At 62.5% G+C, this 19,219-nt stretch carries 15 protein-coding genes; 3 read left to right on the forward strand and 12 right to left on the reverse strand.

Features of this window, described 5'->3' with window-relative positions:
• The first annotated feature begins 733 nt into the window (after positions 1-733).
• Positions 734-2,272, forward strand: coding sequence for an EAL domain-containing protein (locus QEN71_RS37740; RefSeq protein ID WP_201649898.1), 1,539 nt, complete (start codon positions 734-736; stop codon positions 2,270-2,272).
• A gap of 30 nt (positions 2,273-2,302) precedes the next feature.
• On the opposite strand, the gene QEN71_RS37745 is transcribed toward QEN71_RS37740, so the two are convergent.
• From QEN71_RS37745 to QEN71_RS37755, 3 genes are all read right to left on the reverse strand, one after another.
• Positions 2,303-2,785 carry a nuclear transport factor 2 family protein gene (locus tag QEN71_RS37745; RefSeq protein ID WP_201649897.1) on the reverse strand — a complete coding sequence of 161 codons (483 nt, stop codon included), beginning with the start codon at positions 2,783-2,785 and terminating at the stop codon, positions 2,303-2,305.
• Between the two features lie 70 nt (positions 2,786-2,855).
• Complete coding sequence (cynS, locus tag QEN71_RS37750) at positions 2,856-3,326, reverse strand: cyanase (protein ID WP_201649896.1); 471 nt, start codon at positions 3,324-3,326, stop codon at positions 2,856-2,858.
• A gap of 48 nt (positions 3,327-3,374) precedes the next feature.
• Entirely contained in the window at positions 3,375-4,016 is a 642-nt protein-coding gene (locus tag QEN71_RS37755; protein ID WP_201649895.1) for a carbonic anhydrase, read from the reverse strand.
• Positions 4,017-4,147: 131 nt separating this feature from the next.
• Here QEN71_RS37755 and cynR point away from each other — a divergent pair, with 131 nt between their 5' ends.
• The gene (gene cynR / locus QEN71_RS37760; protein WP_201649894.1) at positions 4,148-5,029 is read left to right on the forward strand and encodes a transcriptional regulator CynR; all 882 of its coding nucleotides are present in this window, start codon (positions 4,148-4,150) and stop codon (positions 5,027-5,029) included.
• A 1-nt stretch (position 5,030) separates the two neighbouring features.
• On the opposite strand, the gene QEN71_RS37765 is transcribed toward cynR, so the two are convergent.
• From QEN71_RS37765 to QEN71_RS37775, 3 genes are all read right to left on the reverse strand, one after another.
• A complete protein-coding gene (locus QEN71_RS37765) occupies positions 5,031-6,401 on the reverse strand; it encodes a sigma-54-dependent transcriptional regulator (RefSeq protein ID WP_201649893.1) in 1,371 nt (456 codons plus the stop codon).
• Positions 6,391-8,274, reverse strand: a complete 1,884-nt coding sequence (locus QEN71_RS37770; protein ID WP_201650004.1) for a sensor histidine kinase — start codon at positions 8,272-8,274, stop codon at positions 6,391-6,393. The genes QEN71_RS37765 and QEN71_RS37770 overlap by 11 nt, the downstream gene beginning before the upstream one ends.
• 73 nt (positions 8,275-8,347) lie before the next feature.
• The gene (locus QEN71_RS37775) at positions 8,348-9,736 is read right to left on the reverse strand and encodes a 2-hydroxycarboxylate transporter family protein (protein WP_201649892.1); all 1,389 of its coding nucleotides are present in this window, start codon (positions 9,734-9,736) and stop codon (positions 8,348-8,350) included.
• 250 nt (positions 9,737-9,986) lie between these two features.
• Here QEN71_RS37775 and QEN71_RS37780 point away from each other — a divergent pair, with 250 nt between their 5' ends.
• Positions 9,987-10,424, forward strand: coding sequence for a hypothetical protein (locus tag QEN71_RS37780; RefSeq protein ID WP_201649891.1), 438 nt, complete (start codon positions 9,987-9,989; stop codon positions 10,422-10,424).
• A gap of 71 nt (positions 10,425-10,495) precedes the next feature.
• Here the strand turns inward: QEN71_RS37780 and QEN71_RS37785 are convergent, their stop codons facing one another.
• From QEN71_RS37785 to nirB, 6 genes are all read right to left on the reverse strand, one after another.
• Positions 10,496-10,912 (reverse strand): organic hydroperoxide resistance protein, encoded by a 417-nt coding sequence (locus tag QEN71_RS37785; RefSeq protein ID WP_201649890.1) that lies wholly within the window; start codon positions 10,910-10,912, stop codon positions 10,496-10,498.
• Positions 10,913-10,938: 26 nt separating this feature from the next.
• The gene (locus tag QEN71_RS37790; protein WP_201649889.1) at positions 10,939-11,208 is read right to left on the reverse strand and encodes a hypothetical protein; all 270 of its coding nucleotides are present in this window, start codon (positions 11,206-11,208) and stop codon (positions 10,939-10,941) included.
• Positions 11,209-11,467: 259 nt separating this feature from the next.
• Positions 11,468-11,929: a MarR family winged helix-turn-helix transcriptional regulator gene (locus QEN71_RS37795; RefSeq protein ID WP_201649888.1), complete on the reverse strand. Its 462-nt coding sequence runs from the start codon at positions 11,927-11,929 to the stop codon at positions 11,468-11,470.
• A gap of 127 nt (positions 11,930-12,056) precedes the next feature.
• On the reverse strand, positions 12,057-16,220 hold the full coding sequence (locus tag QEN71_RS37800) for a sulfite reductase subunit alpha (protein ID WP_201649887.1): 4,164 nt from the start codon (positions 16,218-16,220) through the stop codon (positions 12,057-12,059).
• Positions 16,221-16,252: 32 nt separating this feature from the next.
• Positions 16,253-16,600 (reverse strand): nitrite reductase small subunit NirD, encoded by a 348-nt coding sequence (gene nirD, locus QEN71_RS37805; protein WP_201649886.1) that lies wholly within the window; start codon positions 16,598-16,600, stop codon positions 16,253-16,255.
• 30 nt (positions 16,601-16,630) lie between these two features.
• Complete coding sequence (gene nirB / locus QEN71_RS37810) at positions 16,631-19,195, reverse strand: nitrite reductase large subunit NirB (RefSeq protein ID WP_201649885.1); 2,565 nt, start codon at positions 19,193-19,195, stop codon at positions 16,631-16,633.
• Positions 19,196-19,219: the final 24 nt, after the last annotated feature.

The raw sequence follows: 19,219 nt of genomic DNA on the forward strand, positions 1-19,219 counted from the left end.
TGGAAAAGTGTGGTTATGGCTTTTTCTTTTTTATTCGAGAAAATCGCGAAAAAAGGTCTCCCTCACGCGCTTTAAGGCGAATGAAAGAAATACAATAAACAGACGAAAACTGGCCTCAGCCTGAATTCGCCGATATTTACCTTTTAAAACGTGAACTAGAGAAAAAACTACGGGTATGACGACAGAGCGCGCGGCTAATGCCGGGCGTGTACAGACTCGCAACTCGCATGGCCGACGACGGGCGCGATAATGATCTGATGCGTCCGTTGTTATGACTGTCAGCTTACGATGAGCGGTAGATTAGTTGGGCAAACGTTAGCGTGTCAACTTCCATTACAAAATATTTCTCGAACTTTCATACTATGCCTTTCGAATAAAATCGATTCGGTTTGAATTAAAGACTCAGGTATCGATTTTGCATCATCGATGCATCTCCTTTTGGACCGGTTTTAAAAGAAAGCCGGTCTCGATTCCAAATGCCAGATAATTCGGGTAAATCGCGATTAACAAAACGCATTGAATACGCCAGGCACAATCCAATTCATGAGGAATGCCATTTGAATCGACACATGTCGCGCGATATCGGACAGCGCCGTTTGCGAATAGACCGCATGCTATATTTATCGGACGAATACAGCATCGTTCCCCCGATCCGGTACCGCCATCGGACCCCGATGTGACCACGCTTTTCTCTTTTCGTAAATCAGCCGTTGTGGGTCGCGGCCTGACGCCGATGCTCGCGCTCATCGTGACCGTCGTGTGCGGCGCGTGCGTCCTCGTCACTGCTGCGCTGTGGGCGCGGCATGCGGATCAGGCGGCCATTCGCGAACGCGAGAGCCTGATTGCAGGCGATATGGTCGCGTCGATCGATCGCATTCTCGACAGCGTCGTATCGCGCGCGCATCTGGAATTGTCGACACTGCCGGGACGCCCCTGCCCGCTCGTCGAACATCGCCTGTCCGAGTTGCAGAGCTACGTGCTGTATGTGCGCAGCGTCAATCTCGTGGCGAACCACAATATCTACTGTTCGTCGGCGCTGGGCCCGATCGATGTTCCCCTCACCGCCTATCTGTCGCCCGCGGCCACGCGCTTCACGCTAGATCTGCTCTCAGGCACACCGCAGCAGCCTCAAACGCCCGTCATGCCGCTGTATGTTCCAACGAGCAAGGACACCGGTTTGCTGTACCTCGTCGAGGCCAGCTATCTCGCGGATACGCTCGCTCATGGCGTGCGTTACGAAGCGGGCGACGTCGTGCTCGTCGTCACGAACGATCGCGCACTCGACGCACGCGGCGAGACGATTGCCGCCGACAGCGTGGCGAGCTTGCGTGGCACACGCGTATCGTCGCCACGCTGGGGCTTTTCGATCGTCGTGGTCGCCGCGCCGAGCTTCGTCGCGCACACGCAGTGGAAATTTGGCCTGCTGGCGGGCGCAGTGGCCATTCTCATCAATCTGCTGATCGCCGCCGCGTATCTGATCGCGTTCGCGCCGCGCCGTCTGCTGTTGTCCGCCGTGCGCCGCGCGCTGAAACATGGGCAATTGCACTTCGCGTATCAGCCCGTTGTCGAAATCGCGACGCGACGCATTACAGGTGTCGAAGCACTGATACGCTGGACGCATCCGCGCTGGGGCGCCGTGAGTCCCGCCGCGTTCATGACGGAAGTGGAGCGCAGCAGCGTGCTCGCGAGCGTCACGCGTTTCGCGCTGCAACGCGCGACGGACGACATCATCCAGAAGACGGACATTCGTCCGTTGCGTATCGCCATCAACGTCGCGCCGATGGATCTCGAACGCAAGGATTTCGTCGCGGACGTGCTGGCCGTAAAAGAAAAGCTTCCCGCCGACATCACGCTCGTACTCGAAGTCACCGAGCGCTTTCTGATCGACAAACACCCGCGCACCGATGTGATCTTCAACATGCTGAAGGCGCATGGCGTGCGCTTCGCCATCGACGATTTCGGCACGCAGCACAGCAATCTCGATCTGCTGGGCCGCTTCCCGTTCGACTACGTGAAGATCGACGGGCAGTTCGTGCGGCAAGTCGACCGGCAAGGGTGCGAACTGATACGCGCGATCGCGGCGGTATCGAAGCATTACGGCATGGAAGTCATTGCCGAAGGCGTCGAAACGGAATCGCAGCATGAAGCGCTGCGCAACCTGGGCATTCCGTACGGACAAGGTTATCTGTACCAGCGCCCCGTGCCCGTCTCGCAGCTTTTCGCCGATACGGGCGCGAACGTGCTCACGACGAGAACACGCGTCACGCACTGAGCCTCGCAGCGCGACGCGTGCAACAACGGCTCACAGTCCGAGATCGCTCAAGCCCGGATGATCGTCGGTACGGCGACCAAGAGGCCAGTGGAACTTGCGCTCCGATTCCTTGATCGGCATATCGTTGATGCAGGCAAAACGGCGCTGCATCAAACCGTCTTCGCCAAACTCCCAGTTCTCGTTGCCATACGAACGGAACCAGTTGCCCGCGTCGTCGCGCCATTCGTACGCGTAGCGCACCGCAATCCGGTTGCCGCCGAACGCCCACAATTCCTTGATCAGCCGATAGTCGAATTCCTTGCGCCATTTGCGTTCGAGAAACGCCTGCGCCTCGGCGCGGTTGTTGGCGAACTCGGCGCGGTTGCGCCACTTCGTATCGAGCGAGTAAGCGAGCGCGACTTTCGCGGCATCGCGTGAATTCCAGCCGTCTTCGGCGAGGCGCACTTTCTCTTTGGCCGACTCCAGCGTGAACGGCGGCAGCGGCGGACGAACTTCCTGTTGTTGCGTTGACATGCCGACTCTCCTTGACTGTAATGCGGTGGCTCGCGAGCGGGCCGCAAAGCCCGCACGCGCGATGACGGTTTCAGAACGGTTTGGTCGGCAGATACTTGCCGTCGAGCGTGATGACGGCGCGTTCGCCGCCTTCGGGATCCTTCACTTTCTTGATGTCGAGCTTGAAGTTGATCGCGCTGATGATGCCGTCGCCGAACTGCTCATGAACCAGCGCCTTCAGCGTCGAGCCGTACACCTGAATCATTTCGTAGAAGCGATAGACGGTCGGATCGGTCGGCACGCCGCCAGGAATGCTGCCGCGCAGAGGAATGGTCTGCAGCAGACGCACGGCCGCGTCATCGAGCCCGAGCCGTTCGGCGACCAGCTTCGCGGCCTTCTCGGGCAGCGCGTGCTGGCCGAGCAGCGCAGCCGTCGTGAAAGCGATGCTCAGGCCCGTGCCTTCGTTGATCGCTTCGAACGTGAGGTTCTTGCGCGTCTTCGCGTCGATGATGGTTTCCGTCAGTGCTTCGCGTGCGTGCTGGGTGGTTTGCGACTGGGTCATGATGTTGCTCCTGGGAATGAACGGGATGAATCAATGCGCTGCGACGCATTAGTCGGACGTCGCGGTGACATCCGGATGCGCCGACAGCGAAACGAACTGACGTGTCGCGCCGTCGAGCGCGTCGATGGAACCGGATTCGATGTCGTAGACCCAGCCATGCAGCTTCAGGCGGCCTTGCGCAAGCGCCAGTGCAACGGAAGGATGGGTCTTCAGATTGTTGAGTTGCGCGATCACGTTCTCGCGCACCATCGAGTCGACACGCTCGCGCTCGCTCGCATGTTCGCGCGATTCGTTGACGAGCTTCGCCGAATCGGCGTAACGCAGCCAGTTGGCGACGGCGGGCATGTGATCGAGGCACTTGCAGGTGGCGACGGCCGTCATCGCGCCGCAGTCCGAGTGACCGCAGATCACGACATCCGTGACGCCGAGCGCGGCGACGGCATATTCGACGGTAGCGGACACGCCGCCCGGCTCCGGACCGAACGAAGGCACGATATTGCCCGCGTTGCGGATCACGAACAGATCGCCCGGTTCGCGCTGCGTGACGAGTTCCGGCACCATGCGACTGTCCGAACACGAGATGAACAGCGTGCGCGGCGTCTGGCTGGTCGCGAGCTTGCGGAACAACTCCTTGCGCGCGGGAAATACGTCCCGCTGAAACTTCAGAAAACCGTCGATGATCTCTTGCATCTTGCTCTCCATTCAGGCGCTCAGTGCGCTGCGTTGAACAAAGAATGGACGCGATCGATCATAGTGTCCAAGACCGGTTTATGATGATGTCCATAGGCAGGACCAATAGTTATCGCGCACCGACCACCGCCATGCTGCTACGTCATATCCGTTATTTTCTGGCCGTCGCCGAGCACCGAAACTTCACGCGTGCCGCCGAAGCACTGCACGTCTCGCAGCCCACGCTGTCGCAGCAGATCCGGCAACTGGAAGACACGCTCGGCGTGCTGTTGCTCGACCGTTCGGGCCGCACGGTGCAACTGACGGACGCGGGCGAAGCATGGATGCGCTACGCGAAACTCGCGCTACAGGATCTCGATGCGGGCGTGCGCGCGATTCACGATGTCGGTGAACTGAGCCGCGGCAATCTGCGCCTCGCCGTCACGCCGACCTTCACGGCGTATCTGGTCGGGCCTGTGATCGACCGCTTCCATGCTGCGCATCCGGCCATCGCGATCGACATACAGGAAATCACGCAGGATCAGATCGAAGCGCAACTGGCCGACGACAGGCTCGATGCAGGCATCGCTTTCGAGCCCGTGCATACGGCGGAAATCGAAAGCCAGCCGCTATTCGAGGAAACGTTGAGTCTGGTGGTGGGCGGCCGTCATGCGCGCGCGACGCGCCGCAAGCCGCTGGGCGCGCAGGACTTCGCGAAGGAGCCGCTGGTGCTGTTGAACACGGCATTCGCTACGCGCCGCTACATCGACGAATATTGCGCGCAACATCGTATTCGTCCGCGCGTCGTCATTGAGGTAAGTTCGATCAGCGCGATCGTCGAGATCGTGCGGCGCGGTCAGCTTGCGACCGTGCTGCCCGACGGCATCGCGCGCGAGCATGCCGAACTCCATCCCGTCGCGCTCGATCCGTCGCTGCCCGCGCGTACGGCCGCGCTGCTGCAACGCAAGGACGCCTATCGCACGGCGGCAAGCAAAGCGTTCGTGCGGATCCTGATGGAAAGCATCCGGCGCTGAGCTACGTATCGACTTCTTCGCCCTGCGCATCGCGCGCGGCGATCTTGAGCTGACGCAGCTTGTGATACAGCGTCTTCTTCGGCATGCCGAGCGCTTCGCTCGCGTCGGCCACGTTGCCGTGATGACGCCGCAGCATGTCTTCGATCAGCGTGCGTTCGAAGTACGCCATCTGGTCGGCGAGCGACGCGCCTTTGGCCGACGTCGATGCGTTCGCGCCTTCGGCAAGCAGACTGTCGCCCGAGAGGCCGAGCACGAAGCGGTCCGCGACGTTCTGCAACTCGCGCACGTTGCCGGGCCACGCGTGCGTCATCAGTTCCGACACCTGCGACGCCGACACGACGGGCGCCGGCTGTCCGAAGCGGCGTGCGGCGGCCAGCACGAAATGCTCGAACAGCAGCGGCAGGTCTTCGCGCCGCTCGCGTAGCGGCGGCAATTCGATCTGCGCGACGTTCAGCCGGTACAGCAAGTCCGCGCGAAACCCGCCTTCGGCGGAAAGCGCTGCGAGATCGGCCTTCGACGCCGCGACCACGCGGCAATCGACGGGAATCGATTCGTTCGCGCCGAGCCGCTCCAGCGTGCGCTCCTGCAACACGCGCAGCATCTTGATCTGCAGCGCGACGGGCATCGTTTCGATTTCATCGAGGAACAGCGTGCCGCCGTGCGCCCATTCGATCTTGCCGATCCGCTTCTTGATCGCGCCCGTGAACGCGCCCGCTTCGTGGCCGAACAGTTCGCTTTCGAAGATCTGCTCCGGCAGACCGCCGCAATTGAGCGCGACGAAATGCTTGTCGCGCCGCCCACCGAAGTCGTGCAGGCTGCGCGCGATCAGTTCCTTGCCCGTGCCCGTTTCGCCCGTGATCAGCACCGACACGGATGTATCGGCGAGACGCAGGATTTTTTTGCGCACGTCGGCCATCGCGGGCGACTTGCCGAGCACCAGCGCCTCGATGCCCTGCCAGTTGTGCAGCGCGGCCCGCAAGCCCTGTACTTCGAGCGTGAGGCGGCGCTTTTCGACGGCACGCGCGACGCGGCCTGCAATATGGTCCGACGAAAACGGCTTCTCGATGAAGTCATACGCGCCGACCTGCATCGCGCCGACGGCCGTCGAAATATCGGCGTGTCCGCTGATCAGCACGACGGGAATCTGCGCATCGATCGCCATCACCTTGTCGAGCAGCTGCAATCCGTCGATGCCCGGCATCCGCACATCCGACACGATCACGAGCGGCGCGCCCGGCGCGACCTCGGCGAGCGCCTGTGCCGCCGACGCGAACGCGCTGACGGGAAAGCCCGCCAGCGCAACGGCCTGCTCGACGCCGAAGCGCACATTCTCGTCGTCCTCGACGACGAGCACGCGAATCTCATCTGCCATGAACCACCCTCTGCGACATCGCTGCCGCGAATTCGATAGTGAATTGTGCGCCGCTGCGCACGCCGCTTTCCACGAGATTCGTGGCCGAGATCCTGGCGCCGAAACCCTCGACGATACGCGACGTGATCGCGAGCCCAAGCCCCAGGCCATGTCCGCGAGGCTTCGTCGTGACGAACGGCTCGAACAGATGCGCGAGCACTTCGGGCGCGATGCCCGGACCGCTGTCGGTGACTGTGAACAGCACGCGGTCGCGGTCGTCGGGATCGGCGGCGGCGATGCTGATCACGCGTTTGTGCTCGTCGCGCACGGCATCGAGCGCGTTACCCAGCAGATTGACAATCACCTGCTGCAACTGGCTCGATTCAGCCCAGACCATCGACCCCGCCGGAATCGTCACATCGAGTTGCACGCCTTCGTCGCGAATCCGCGCTTCGAAGATGAGCCGTGCATGCGCAACCGCCTCGTTCAGCGACACGGCCACCCGCTCGACATCCGGCTTGCGCGCGAACGTTTTCAGTTCGCCCGTCAGCACGGCCATGCTGTCGACGAGTTTCGCCACGCGCTCCAGATTCGCCACGGCTTGCGCAGGCTGATTGCGTTCGAAGAAAGTGCGCGCGTTGTCGCACAGCGTGCGGATTGCGACGAGCGGCTGGTTCAGCTCGTGCGTGAGACCCGCCGCCATCTGTCCGAGCACGGCGAGCTTGCCCGCGTGGACGATTTCCTGCTGCGTGTCGCGCAGCCGCTGCTCGGTGCGCTTACGCTCGACGATTTCCTGCTGCATGCGTTCGTTGGTCGCCGTGAGCGCCGCCGTGCGTTGCGCGACGGTCATTTCGAGCCGGTCGTTGGCGAGCCGCAGCGCGTCCTGCGCCTTGAGTTTTTCGGCGATCGTGCGTCGCCGCTGGACGGCATACAACGCATACAGCCCGGCGATCAGAAACGCGCCCGTCACGAACGCGAGCGCCAGTTGCTGCTGACGACGCGCACCCGCGACATCGAGCAGCACCATCACGGAATCGCCCGCTTGCGGCGCGGGCCGCGACATCACGAGAAATTGCGTGGTGCGCCCTTTCTTGCGCCAGTCGGGAAAGCGCCCGAGCCACGCGGTGCCGTTCCAGTCGTCGCCGCGTCGATACGCGAGCACGTCGACATTGCGGCCCGCGTATTGCCGCGACGCCTGAATCTCGCGCTGCTGGTCGGCGGTGATGGGCTTGAGCGCGGTGAACTTCCACGCGGGTACCGTCGAGATGACGATCACGCCGTTGCTGTCGATCACCATCGCCGCTTCGCCCGGCGCGCGCCATGCGGCTTCGAGCGCGTCGACGCTGAGCTTCACGGCCGCCGCGCCGATCGGTTTGCCCGCGTCGCGCACGGCGCTCGCGAAGTACAGACCCGGCATGCCCGTGTTCGTGCCGATGCCGAAAAAACGCCCGGTGCCATGCGCGAGCGCATCCTTGAAGTACGGCCGATACGACACGTTAGTGCCGACAAAGCTGAGCGACTGGTTCCAGTTGCTCGCGGCGATCACCTCGCCTTGCAGGTCGATCACGTCAACGGCGAGACTGCCTGCGTCTTTATTGACGGCTTCGAGATACGTGTCGACTTCGTGCACGAGGTCCGGCGACGCGCGCGAGCCCGCGCCGAGCATCGCGCGCACGCTGTCCTGCCGCGCCACGATGGCGGGCATCATCTCGAAGCGCCCCAACTCGCTTTTCAGGCTCGCTGCGTACAGGTCGAGCCGATGCGTGCCGACTTCCGCGAGCGCGTCGATCGCACGGTTCCACGCGAATTCGACGGCCGCTGCCGCCGCGCCGAAATACAGCGCGGCGGCAGCGGCCCATGCCCACAACGGTATGCCTCTTATTCTTACGCGCACGTTGATCCTCTTCGATGCCCGACGCCGGATGCCGTGTTGCACATCGGCGCGCGCCGCGTCGGGCACGGGCGCGTCATCCGAAATGCGCGAGCAGGATCAGCGTCATCGTCACTACGATCGCGCCGCCGATGCGCGTGGCGATCTGCGCGAACGGCATCAGCGTCATGCGGTTGGCCGCCGTCAGGATCGCGACGTCGCCCGTGCCGCCCTGGCCGCTGTGGCAGGCGTTCACGATCGCGGTGTCGATAGGGTACATCTTCAGGAAGCGCCCAACCACAAAGCCCGTGCCCATCAGCGTCGCGACCGTCACGACGATCGTCACGATGTTGGCGAACGTGAACGCCGCGATCAGCTTGTCCCACGGCGTCATCGCGACGCCGATCGCGAACAGCAGCGGATACGTGACGGCCGTCGAGAAGAACTTGTAGACCACGAACGCGCCTTCCTGCAATTGCGGCGAGACGGCGCGCGCAAGCTTCACGAGCACCGCGAGGAACAGCATCGCGACGGGCGCGGGCAGGCCGAACAGATTGCGGCACATCAGGCCGAGCAGATACAGCGTGATCGCGGTGATACCGGCGGCGGCGATATGCGTAACGTCGATATGGCCGGAGATTTCTTCTTTCACCGGGTCCATTTCATCCGTCTCGCCGACCTGCAGACGCCCGTTGCCCGTCAGATGCGGCAGGCGCTTGCCGAGCATGTCGAGCGCACCCGACAGCACGATCGCCGTGAGGCTGCCGAGCATCACAGGCGGCAGCACCTGAGCGAACAGCTCGCCTTGCGGCAGATGCATGATCTCCGAATAGCCGATCGACAGCGGAATCGCGCCTTCGCCGACGCCGCCCGCCATGATGGGCACGACGATATACAGCAGCGTGTGGCGCACGCCGAGTCCGAACGCCGCGCCAACCGCCGTGCCGACGATAGCAGCCGCGATCGAACCCACGGCCAGCGGCACGAAAATCTTCACGAAGCCCTGGATCAGCACGCGCCGGTCCATGCTCAGAATGCTGCCGACGATGATCGACGCGATGAACAGATACAGGAAGTTCGTCGACTTGGTGAAGTCCGTCGTCAGATGCAGGATAGGCTTCGGCAGCAGGTGATAGTACGTGAGCGCGGACGGCACGAAGGTCGCGCAGATCGCGGCGGCGCCGATGTTGCGCAGAATCGGCAGACGCTTGCCGAGTTCGGCACACGTGAAACCGAAGAACGCGAGCACGGCGATCGCCATCGAGATTTCGCCGGGCACCTTGCCCGTGACCGCGAAGCCCGCGATCAGGGCGAGCAGGATGAAGTAGACGGGCAGCGGAATGATGCCGATCCGGTATTCCATCAGCTTCCACCAGCCTTCCGGCCAGAAGCGGGTCTTGCTGTCGGCTTGTTGCGCGGGAACCGGTTGCGAAACTGGTTGCGGATGGCCGGACGCGTGACCGGATGCGTGGGATGTGGTTGCCAAAGCATGTCTCCTTGATTTGCGACGCGCGGGCGGCGTCGCTTTTCGATGGCCTGTCTGGCCAGTGGACGCCTTTATCGCAAAGGCCATGCCAATTTTTCAGCCGTTCATATGCCCATGATTTTTAATGATTTTTTACGCGAAGAAGGCGATTCCCGGGCGACGCGTTCTGAGACTTCAGAATCGGCTCACGAGCCAGGCTGAGATTTCAGCCATTCGCTAGAATCGGCGGAGGACTCGATTGGGAGAAACCATGCAAGACGGGTGGCAGTTCCAGATCAGGATCACCGTTTCGGACGAACGGGCCAGCGCATGGCGCGCCGATCCGGAGGCGAAATCATATGCACCGCTTCACGACGTGCTGAGCCGACATCGCGCAACGCTGATTTGCCAGTTCGACGCGTTCGCCGGTTACGTCAAGGAAGCTGAAGAGGCCGGGACGCAGGACTATCCGCTCTACGAGTGGACGCGGCAGACCATCGAAAATCCCGAGAAGAAGGCGAAGTACCTGCGCTCGTTCACCGTCTATGTGGACGGCGAGCAGGTCTATGCGAAGGAAGCGGCCGATTCGCTCGAAACGGCGCTCGCTTCGTTATCGGAGCAAGACCGCGAGTCGGGAATCGAGCGTGTGTTCAGGTACGACACGAATCCCGCGAACAATCCGCAGCCGCCGCGAGCGAGCGGCAGCTAGTCTCGGTAACGGGTCCGCGCGTCTGTCTTCTGGAGAGACGGACGGTGCGGACCGTTTGCCACGCCACGCGTTCAAACCAGCGCGATCTCGACATCGATATTGCCGCGCGTCGCCTTCGAATACGGACACGTCTGGTGCGCCGCATCGACGAGCTTCTGCGCGACCTCGCGGTCCACGCCCGGCAGGCTCACGTTCAGACGCGCCTGCAGGAAGTAGCCGCCCTCGCCCGTGCCGAGATCGACTTCGGCGTTCACGGCGGTATCGGCGGGCAGCGCGACTTTCAGTTCGCGTGCCGCGAGTCCCATCGCGCCGATGAAGCAGGCCGACCAGCCGGCCGCGAACAGTTGCTCGGGGTTCGTGCCCTTGCCGTTCGAACCCGGCGACGACAGCTGAATATCCAGCCGGCCATCGGAGCTGCGCGCCGAGCCTTCGCGGCCACCCGTCGTTTGCGTTTTGCCCGTGTACAGGACGTTATCGATTCTTGCCATGATCTTCTCCGTAGCGTGTGCGTGATTTAGTGATGCTTGAAGGTGGACGTGCCGAACTGGCCCGAGATGGTGCGTGCGCCGGACTGAACCACCTGATCCGCCATCCCGCCCATGTCGTCGTTGGCAGTTGCGTTGCGGCCTGCGTCGGCGACGATCGCGCCCGGACCTTGCTGGGAAGCCGGTGCGCCTTGCAGCGGGCTGTAATGCGGCGCAGGGCCGAAACCGCTCGCGAATGCGGACGAGGAAGCTGCCACGCCGACGGCAAACCAGACTGCGACTTTGAAGAACTTGTTCATGATTAACTCCGCTAGTTGAAGGTGACGGCCCTCGCTCGAGGGCACATGTCTTTCGATTTCTCGTGGATCACGCCCGTCCGGCATCATCCACTTCTTTAACCGCACACGATTACATCGCGTACGACACATTCTACGCAGAAAACTCTTTGTGTCAAGCATGCGATTAAATCGCGTGCGATTCTTATTTCGGAAAAAAAGCCGGAAACCGGCTTCGAAGCGGCGCGGCGAACGCGCCGCAAAAAGGTCGCACCGAAGCGCCTTACACCTGCTCGCTCACAGCCTTGATCAGGTTGTTGCGCAGATTGACGATCGACTTCTGCATCTTCGAGAACTCGTCGGGCGCGAGGCCGCACGCCTCGACCAGATCCATGCTGAACGCCTTTTCGCGCAGACGACGGCCTGCCTTGGTCAGGCTCACGCGTACCTGACGTTCGTCTTCCGGGTCGCGCTGGCGTTCCAGATAGCCCATGCCTTCGAGTTTCTTCAGGATCGGCGTGAGCGTGTTCGATTCGAGAAACAGTTTTTCACCGAGACTGCTGACCGTCTGGTTGTCCTCTTCCCACAGCGCAATGACGGTGATGTATTGCGTGTACGTGAGCCCGAGTTCTTCCAGAATCGGCTTGTAGGCCTTGCCGAATGCGAGGTTCGCCGAATAAACGGCGAAACACAGGAAGTCGGCGAGCTTCGGATTCGTGTCTTCTGCCTTGGCGGTGGTCTTCATTTTGCGTCCTCGTTAGCACGAGACGGATGTCTCTACAGGAACGCATTATACATCGTGTACGATTTAATCGGAAATGCTTGACACGGCGCCAAGGTTACGGGTAAAGCGCTGGCCTCTTCGATAACCTTTAATAGACATCCCGCACGTAGCGCCGGTCCTTCGTCATCGCGCCGACGTATTCATCCGCGCGCTCCGCGCTCATGCCGCCGTGCTGCGCGACGACGTCCTTCAACGCGGCATCGACGTCTTTCGCCATCCGGCTCGCGTCGCCGCACACATAGAAGTGCGCGCCCTCTTCGAGCCATGCCCACAGTTGCGCGCCCTGTTCTCGCATGCGGTCCTGCACGTAGACCTTGTCGGACTGATCGCGCGAAAACGCCAGATCGAGCCGCGTCAGCAGGCCGTTTTTCTGCATGCCTTCGAGTTCGTCGCGATAGTAGAAATCCGTCGCCGCATGCTGCTCGCCGAAGAACAGCCAGTTGCGCCCTCGCGCGCCGCGCGCGTCACGTTCGTGCAGGAAGCCGCGGAACGGCGCGACGCCCGTGCCGGGGCCGACCATGATCATCGGCGTGTCGCCGCTGCGCGGCGGGCGGAAATGCGCCGACTTCTGCACGAAGACGGGCACGCTGACATCGTGCGCGCGATCCGCGAGAAACGTCGACGACACGCCCTTGCGATTGCGCCGTCCGTTGTTGTAGCGCACGGCGGCCACCGTCAGATGCACTTCGCCCGCATGCGCCTTCGGACTCGAAGCAATCGAATAGAGCCGCGGCTGCAAGCGCTTGAGCACGCCGAGCAGTTCGCTTGCCGACAGATCGACAGGAAATTCGTGCAGCACGTCGGCGAGTTGCTGGCCCCACAGCCATTGCTTCAGATCGCCTTTGCGTTCATCCGTCAGCAGCTTCGCGAGCGCGTCGTTGCGGCTGCGCGATGCGATCAGCTGCAACGCTTCCACGCTCGGCCGCGCGATTTCATAGTGCCGCGCAAGCGCCTCGCCGATCCGCATATCGCCAACGCCCGTCACATGCACCGACGCATCCGCCTTCACGCCCGACAGATCGATCAGCTCATCGACCAGTTCGGGACAGTTCCGCGGCCACACGCCCAGCGCGTCGCCGGATTCGTATTCGAGATTCGCATCGCCGATTGCGAGCGAGAAATAACGCGTGTCCTTCGAACCATTGCGGTTCAGGCGCAGATTCTCGACGAGCCGCGATTGCGCGGGACTCGTTTTCGACGGCGACGCACCCGGCAGCACGGCGGGAATCACGCCTTGCGCGGGCACGGCATACAGCGACGCGTCGTCTTCCTTGATCTTCGCGATCACTGCGTCGAGCCACTTGTCGGCGGCTGGCTGAATGTCGGTGTCGCAATCGACGCGCGCATGCAGACGCTTCGCGCCCAGTTCCGCGAAACGCGCATCGAGCTTGCGTCCGTGACCGCAGAACTGGTCGTAGCTGGGATCGCCGAATCCGAGTACCGCGTACTGCTGATCCGCGAGGCGCGGCGCCGTGTCGGCCTGCAACGCGGTCCAGAAGCTCTGGCCGTTGTCGGGCGCGTCGCCGTCGCCGAACGTGCTCGTCATCAGCAGCACGTACTTCGCCTGCGACAGCGCGGCAACAGGATAGTCCGCCATGCACGACATGCGGATTTCGAAGCCCGACTCCATCAGTTGCGTCGCGTACTGCTCGGTCAGCGATTCGACGTTGCCCGTCTGCGACGCCCACAGCAACACGACCTTGGGGCGAGCATGCGCGATGCGCACGGCAGGCTCGCTGTCCGCTGCGGGTCGAGCGATCGACGGCAACGAAACATCCGCCGCCGTGCGGCTGAAAAGCCCTGCGAGCACGCCGTCGAACCACAGGCGAGTGCTGGCAGGCAGCGGCGCGCTGGCGGGCAACGCAGGCACGCCGCGAGTCTCGCCTTGCGACGAACGCAAGCCGCTGATGAAACCCGCGACATAGACGCGCGATGCGTCGTCCAGCGTCGGCGCGGGCGTGTCGGAGATGCCGAGCATGGCGGCGAGAGCGTCGATACGGGACATATCCAGTTCCTGTTGCTGTCGTACGTGCGCGACGGGCGTTTCGCTCGCTGCGTGAATGTCGTGTGCCTGCACTTCGTCTGCTTCGGCCGTTTCGGCTTCGACGCGCGTCAGCGCCACCGCGCAGAACTTCAGCTCGGGCTGCTGCGAAATCGCGTCGATCGCGTCGCTCGTCACCGCGTTGATGCACAGGTCGTCGCCATACACGTCGTTCCAGTGCATCGGCGCAAAGCAGTTGCCCGCGCGCACGCGTTCCGTGACGACGGCGGGCAGCACCGCGCGGCCACGTCGCGAGCGGATCTCGACACGATCCTTGTCTCGCACGCCGAGCGACGCAGCATCTTCCGGATGCAGTTCGACGAACGGTGCAGAGTTCAGCCGGTTCAGCATCGGCACCTTGCCCGTCTTCGTCATCGTGTGCCATTGATGTTGCAGGCGGCCCGTGTTCAGCACGATCGGGAATTCGGCGCCCGGCATTTCGGCGGGATGGACATGCGGACGCGCGAAGAACATCGCCTTGCCGCTCACGGTCGGAAATACGAGCGCGGGACGCGTACCGTCGGGCAGCACTTTCAGCGTCTGACTGACGCCTTCGTTGATATAGCGAAGCGGATTGCGATCGTCTGTGGCATCAGGCGCGCACGGCCATTGCAGCGGGGTCTCTCGCAGCCGCGCATGACTCGCGCCGCGCAGGTCGTAGCCCGTCTTCGGATTCGACGCGCGCACGATTTCATCGAACACCTCCGCCGCCGATGCATACGTGAACGCGTCCGCAAAGCCCATTTCACAAGCGACGCGCGCGATGATCTGCCAGTCCGCAAGCGCGGCGCCCGGCGGATCGATCGCCTTCTGCATCAGCGTCATGTTGCGCTCGGAGTTGATCATCACGCCTTCCGCCTCGGCCCACAGCGCGCCCGGCAGCAGCACGTCGGCGTAGCGGTTGGTCTCCGTGTCGAGGAACGCGTCCTGCGCGATCACGAGTTCGGCGGCCTGCAAGCCGGCAATCACGTTCTGGCGATTCGCGACGCTCGCCACCGGGTTCGTGCAGATGATCCAGCACGCCTTGATCTCGCCCGCCGACATCCGCGAAAACATATCGACGGTGCCGCCGCCGAGTTTCGTCGTCAGCGTGCCGTGCGGCACCTGCCACAGCTCTTCGACAAACGCGCGGTCTTCTTCGCTCAGCACCGAGCGCTGACCCGGCAAGCCCGGACCCATGTAGCCCATCTCGCGCCCGCCCATCGCATTCGGCTGACCTGTCAGCGAAAACGGACCGCTGCCGGGACGGCAGATCTTGCCCGTCGCCAGATGCAGATTGCAGATCGCGTTCGTGTTCCAGGTGCCGTGCGTGCTCTGGTTCAGGCCCATCGTCCAGCAACTGATGAACTCGGGCGCATCGCCGATCCATTGCGCGGCCTGGCGGATGTCGGCTTCAGAAATGCCCGTGATTTCAGCGACTTTCTCCGGCGCGTAGTCGTCGAGAAACGCGGGCATCGCGTCCCAGCCTTCCGTGAAATCGGCGATGAAGCGCGAATCGGTGCGCCCATTCTTGTGCAGCAGATGCAGCAAGCCGTTGAGCAGCGCGAGATCGGTGCCCGGTTTGATCTGCATGAACAGATTCGCTTTCTCGGCCGTCGTGTTGCGGCGCGGATCGACGACGATCAGCTTCGCCCCCGCTTTCACGCGATCCATCATGCGCAGAAAGAGGATCGGGTGACAGTCGGCCATGTTCGCGCCGATCACGAAGAACAGATTCGTCCTGTCGAAATCCTGATACGAACCGGGCGGACCGTCCGCGCCCAGCGAGAGCTTATATCCGCTGCCCGCGCTCGCCATGCACAGCCGCGAATTCGACTCGATGTTGTTCGTGCCGATGAAGCCCTTCGCGAGCTTGTTCACGAGGTACTGCGCCTCGATCGACATCTGTCCCGACACGTAGAACGACAGTGCATCGGGACCGTGCTCGTCGAGAATCGCGCGCAGACGGCGCGCGGTGTCGGGAATCGCGAGATCGACGGGAACGGGGATCGGATCGGCATCGCGCGTACGACGTTCGAACGCGCTTTCGAGGCGGCCCGATTTGCGCAGCGACACGTGCGCCGATTGACCTTTCGTGCACAGCCGGCCGTAATTGGTCGGATGATCCTTGTCGCCGGAAATCTTGACGACCTGCCCTTCCTCGACGTGCAGCACCATGCCGCAACCGACGCCGCAATAAGGACAAACCGTCTTGATGTTCTCGCACGCCATGGTCAAGGTCCGTTAGAAGATCACGCCCGCAGTTACGCAGAAATCCACACATGTCCGTCTTCGATGCGCGCCGTGAACGCGCTGACGGACTTGTCGGGCGCTTCGAGGCATTCGCCCGTGCGCAGATCGAAGTGATGCTTGTAGATCGGCGAAGCGACGACGACGCGTTCGCCCAGGCTGCCGATCAGACCGCGCGACAGCACGGCTGCTTGCGATGCAGGATCGAAGTTGTCGATCGCATAGATGCCGCCGCGCTCGCCTTCGATGCGAAACACGGCTACCTGCTCGCCGTTGACGAGCGCGCAGACGCCCGTGTTCGGCACGATGTCGTCGAGTGCGCAGATGGAAGTCCAGGTGGTCGGCAGACGGTCGTTGTTCATGTCGATCTCCGTGCTATCAATGAGTGAGGGTTAGACGGTTTCCGCGGACTCGGCGGTCTGTTCGACGACGACGGGAATACGCACAGGCCGCTGCTGCCGTTCGTCAGGCGTGGCGGGGCGAATCTGGCCGCGCGTCGCGACGAAGCTGATGTTGTCGTCGGCGCTCTCGCTGTTGACGAAGTGGCGGAAGCGCTTGCGCGTTTCGGGGTCGGTGACGGCCTTCTTCCATTCGCATTCGTACGTCTCGACTACGTGCTGCATTTCCGCTTCGAGTTCGGCGGCGAGGCCGAGCTTGTCGTGGATGATCACGTCCTTCAGATAATCGAGGCCGCCTTCGAGGTTTTCGCGCCATACGCTCGTGCGTTGCAGACGGTCGGCCGTGCGCACATAGAACATCAGGAAGCGGTCGATATAGCGGATCAGCGTGTCGCGATCCAGGTCTGATGCGATCAGTTCGGCATGACGCGGCTTCATGCCACCGTTGCCGCACACGTACAGATTCCAGCCCTTTTCCGTCGCGATGATGCCGACGTCCTTGCTCTGCGCTTCCGCGCATTCGCGCGTGCAGCCCGACACCGCGAACTTGAGCTTGTGCGGCGAGCGCAGACCTTTGTAGCGGTTCTCGATATCGATCGCGAGACCGACGGAATCGTCGACACCGTAACGGCACCACGTCGAACCGACACACGATTTCACCGTGCGCACCGACTTGCCGTATGCATGGCCCGATTCGAAGCCCGCTGCAATCAGTTCTTCCCAGATGGAAGGCAACTGTTCGACGCGCGCGCCGAACAGATCGACACGCTGTCCGCCTGTGATCTTCGTATACAGGCCGTACTTCTTCGCGACCTGTCCGACGGCGATCAGCCCTTCGGGCGTCACTTCACCGCCCGGCATGCGCGGCACGACGGAATACGTGCCGTCGCGCTGAATGTTCGCGAGGTAGTAATCGTTCGAATCCTGCAGGCTCGCGTGTTCCTTCTTCAGCACGAACTCGTTCCAGCACGACGCGAGAATGCCCGCGACGGCCGGCTTGCAGATATCGCAGCCGAGACCGTGACCATGCTTGTCGAGCAGCGCACCAAAGGTCTTGATGCGCTCGACGCGCACGAGGTGATACAGCTCCTGGCGCGAAAACGGAAAGTGCTCGCACAGATGATTGTTGACGGCGAGGCCTTGCTTCTTCATCTCGGCCTTCATCACCTGCGTGACGAGCGGCACGCAGCCGCCGCATGCCGTGCCTGCCTTCGTCGCGTTCTTCACGTCGCCGATGGTCGTCGCGCCTGCGCAGACGGACGCGCAGATTGCGCCCTTCGAGATGTTGTTGCACGAACAGATCTGCGCGCTCTCGGGCAACGCATCGACGCCGAGTGCGGGCTTCGCGTTGCCGTCCGCTTGCGGCAGGATCAGAAATTCCGGCGACTCCGGCAACTGGATGCGATTCAGCATCATCTGCAGCAGCGTGCCGTATTCGCTCGCATCGCCGACCATCACGCCGCCCAGCAGAAACTTGCCGCAATCCGACACCACGAGCTTCTTGTAGACCTGCTTGCGTTCGTCGCTGAACTGATACGTGCGGCTGCCTGCCGTCGATGCGTGCGCATCGCCGAGGCTCGCGACATCGACGCCCATCAGCTTGAGCTTCGTGCTCATGTCGGCGCCTGCAAATGCAGCTTCTTTTTCGCCGAGCAACTGCTTCGCCGTGACGCGCGCCATTTCATAGCCAGGCGCGACGAGCCCAAAAATCTGCCCATTCCACAGCGCGCATTCGCCGATCGCGTAGATATCGGCATCGCTCGTGCGGCATTGATTGTCGATCACGATACCGCCGCGCGCACCGACTTCGAGACCGCACGCGCGCGCGATTTCGTCGCGCGGACGAATGCCCGCCGAGAACACGATCATGTCGGTGTCGAGATGGCTGCCGTCCGCGAATTGCATGCGATGCGTGCCTTCTTCGCCGTCGACGATCTCCAGCGTGTTCTTCTGCGTATGCACGGTCACGCCGAGTTCTTCGATCTTGCCGCGCAGCACCTTGCCGCCGCCGTCATCTACCTGCACCGCCATCAGACGCGGCGCGAATTCGACGACATGCGTTTCGAGGCCCATGTCGCGCAACGCCTTCGCGCATTCGAGACCAAGCAGCCCGCCGCCGATGACGACGCCCGTCTTCGAACGCGCACCGCATTCCTGCATCGCTTCGAGGTCTTCGATCGTGCGATAGACGAAGCAGTCCTTGCGGTCCTTGCCGGGCACGGGCGGCACGAAGGCGTATGAGCCACTCGCGATCACGAGCTTGTCGTAGGCGAGCGTTTCGCCCGTCGACGTCGTGACCGTATGCGCGTCGCGATCGATCGATACGGCTTTCGCGTTCAGGCGCAGCACCATGTCGTCGCGATCGAAAAAGCCGGGCGCGACGAGCGACAGATCGTCGGCGGACTTGCCCGAGAAAAACTCCGACAGATGCACGCGATCGTAGGCAGGACGCGGCTCTTCGCACAGCACGGTGATGTCGAGGCGCGCAGCGGTCTGTTCCGCGAGGCATTCGAGCAGTTTGTGGCCGACCATGCCGTGGCCGATAACGATGACTTTCATGTCGCCGATCCTGTCAGAGAGGGG

Origin of the sequence: Paraburkholderia sabiae (assembly GCF_030412785.1) — a bacterium.
Taxonomy (GTDB): Bacteria; Pseudomonadota; Gammaproteobacteria; order Burkholderiales; family Burkholderiaceae; genus Paraburkholderia; species Paraburkholderia sabiae.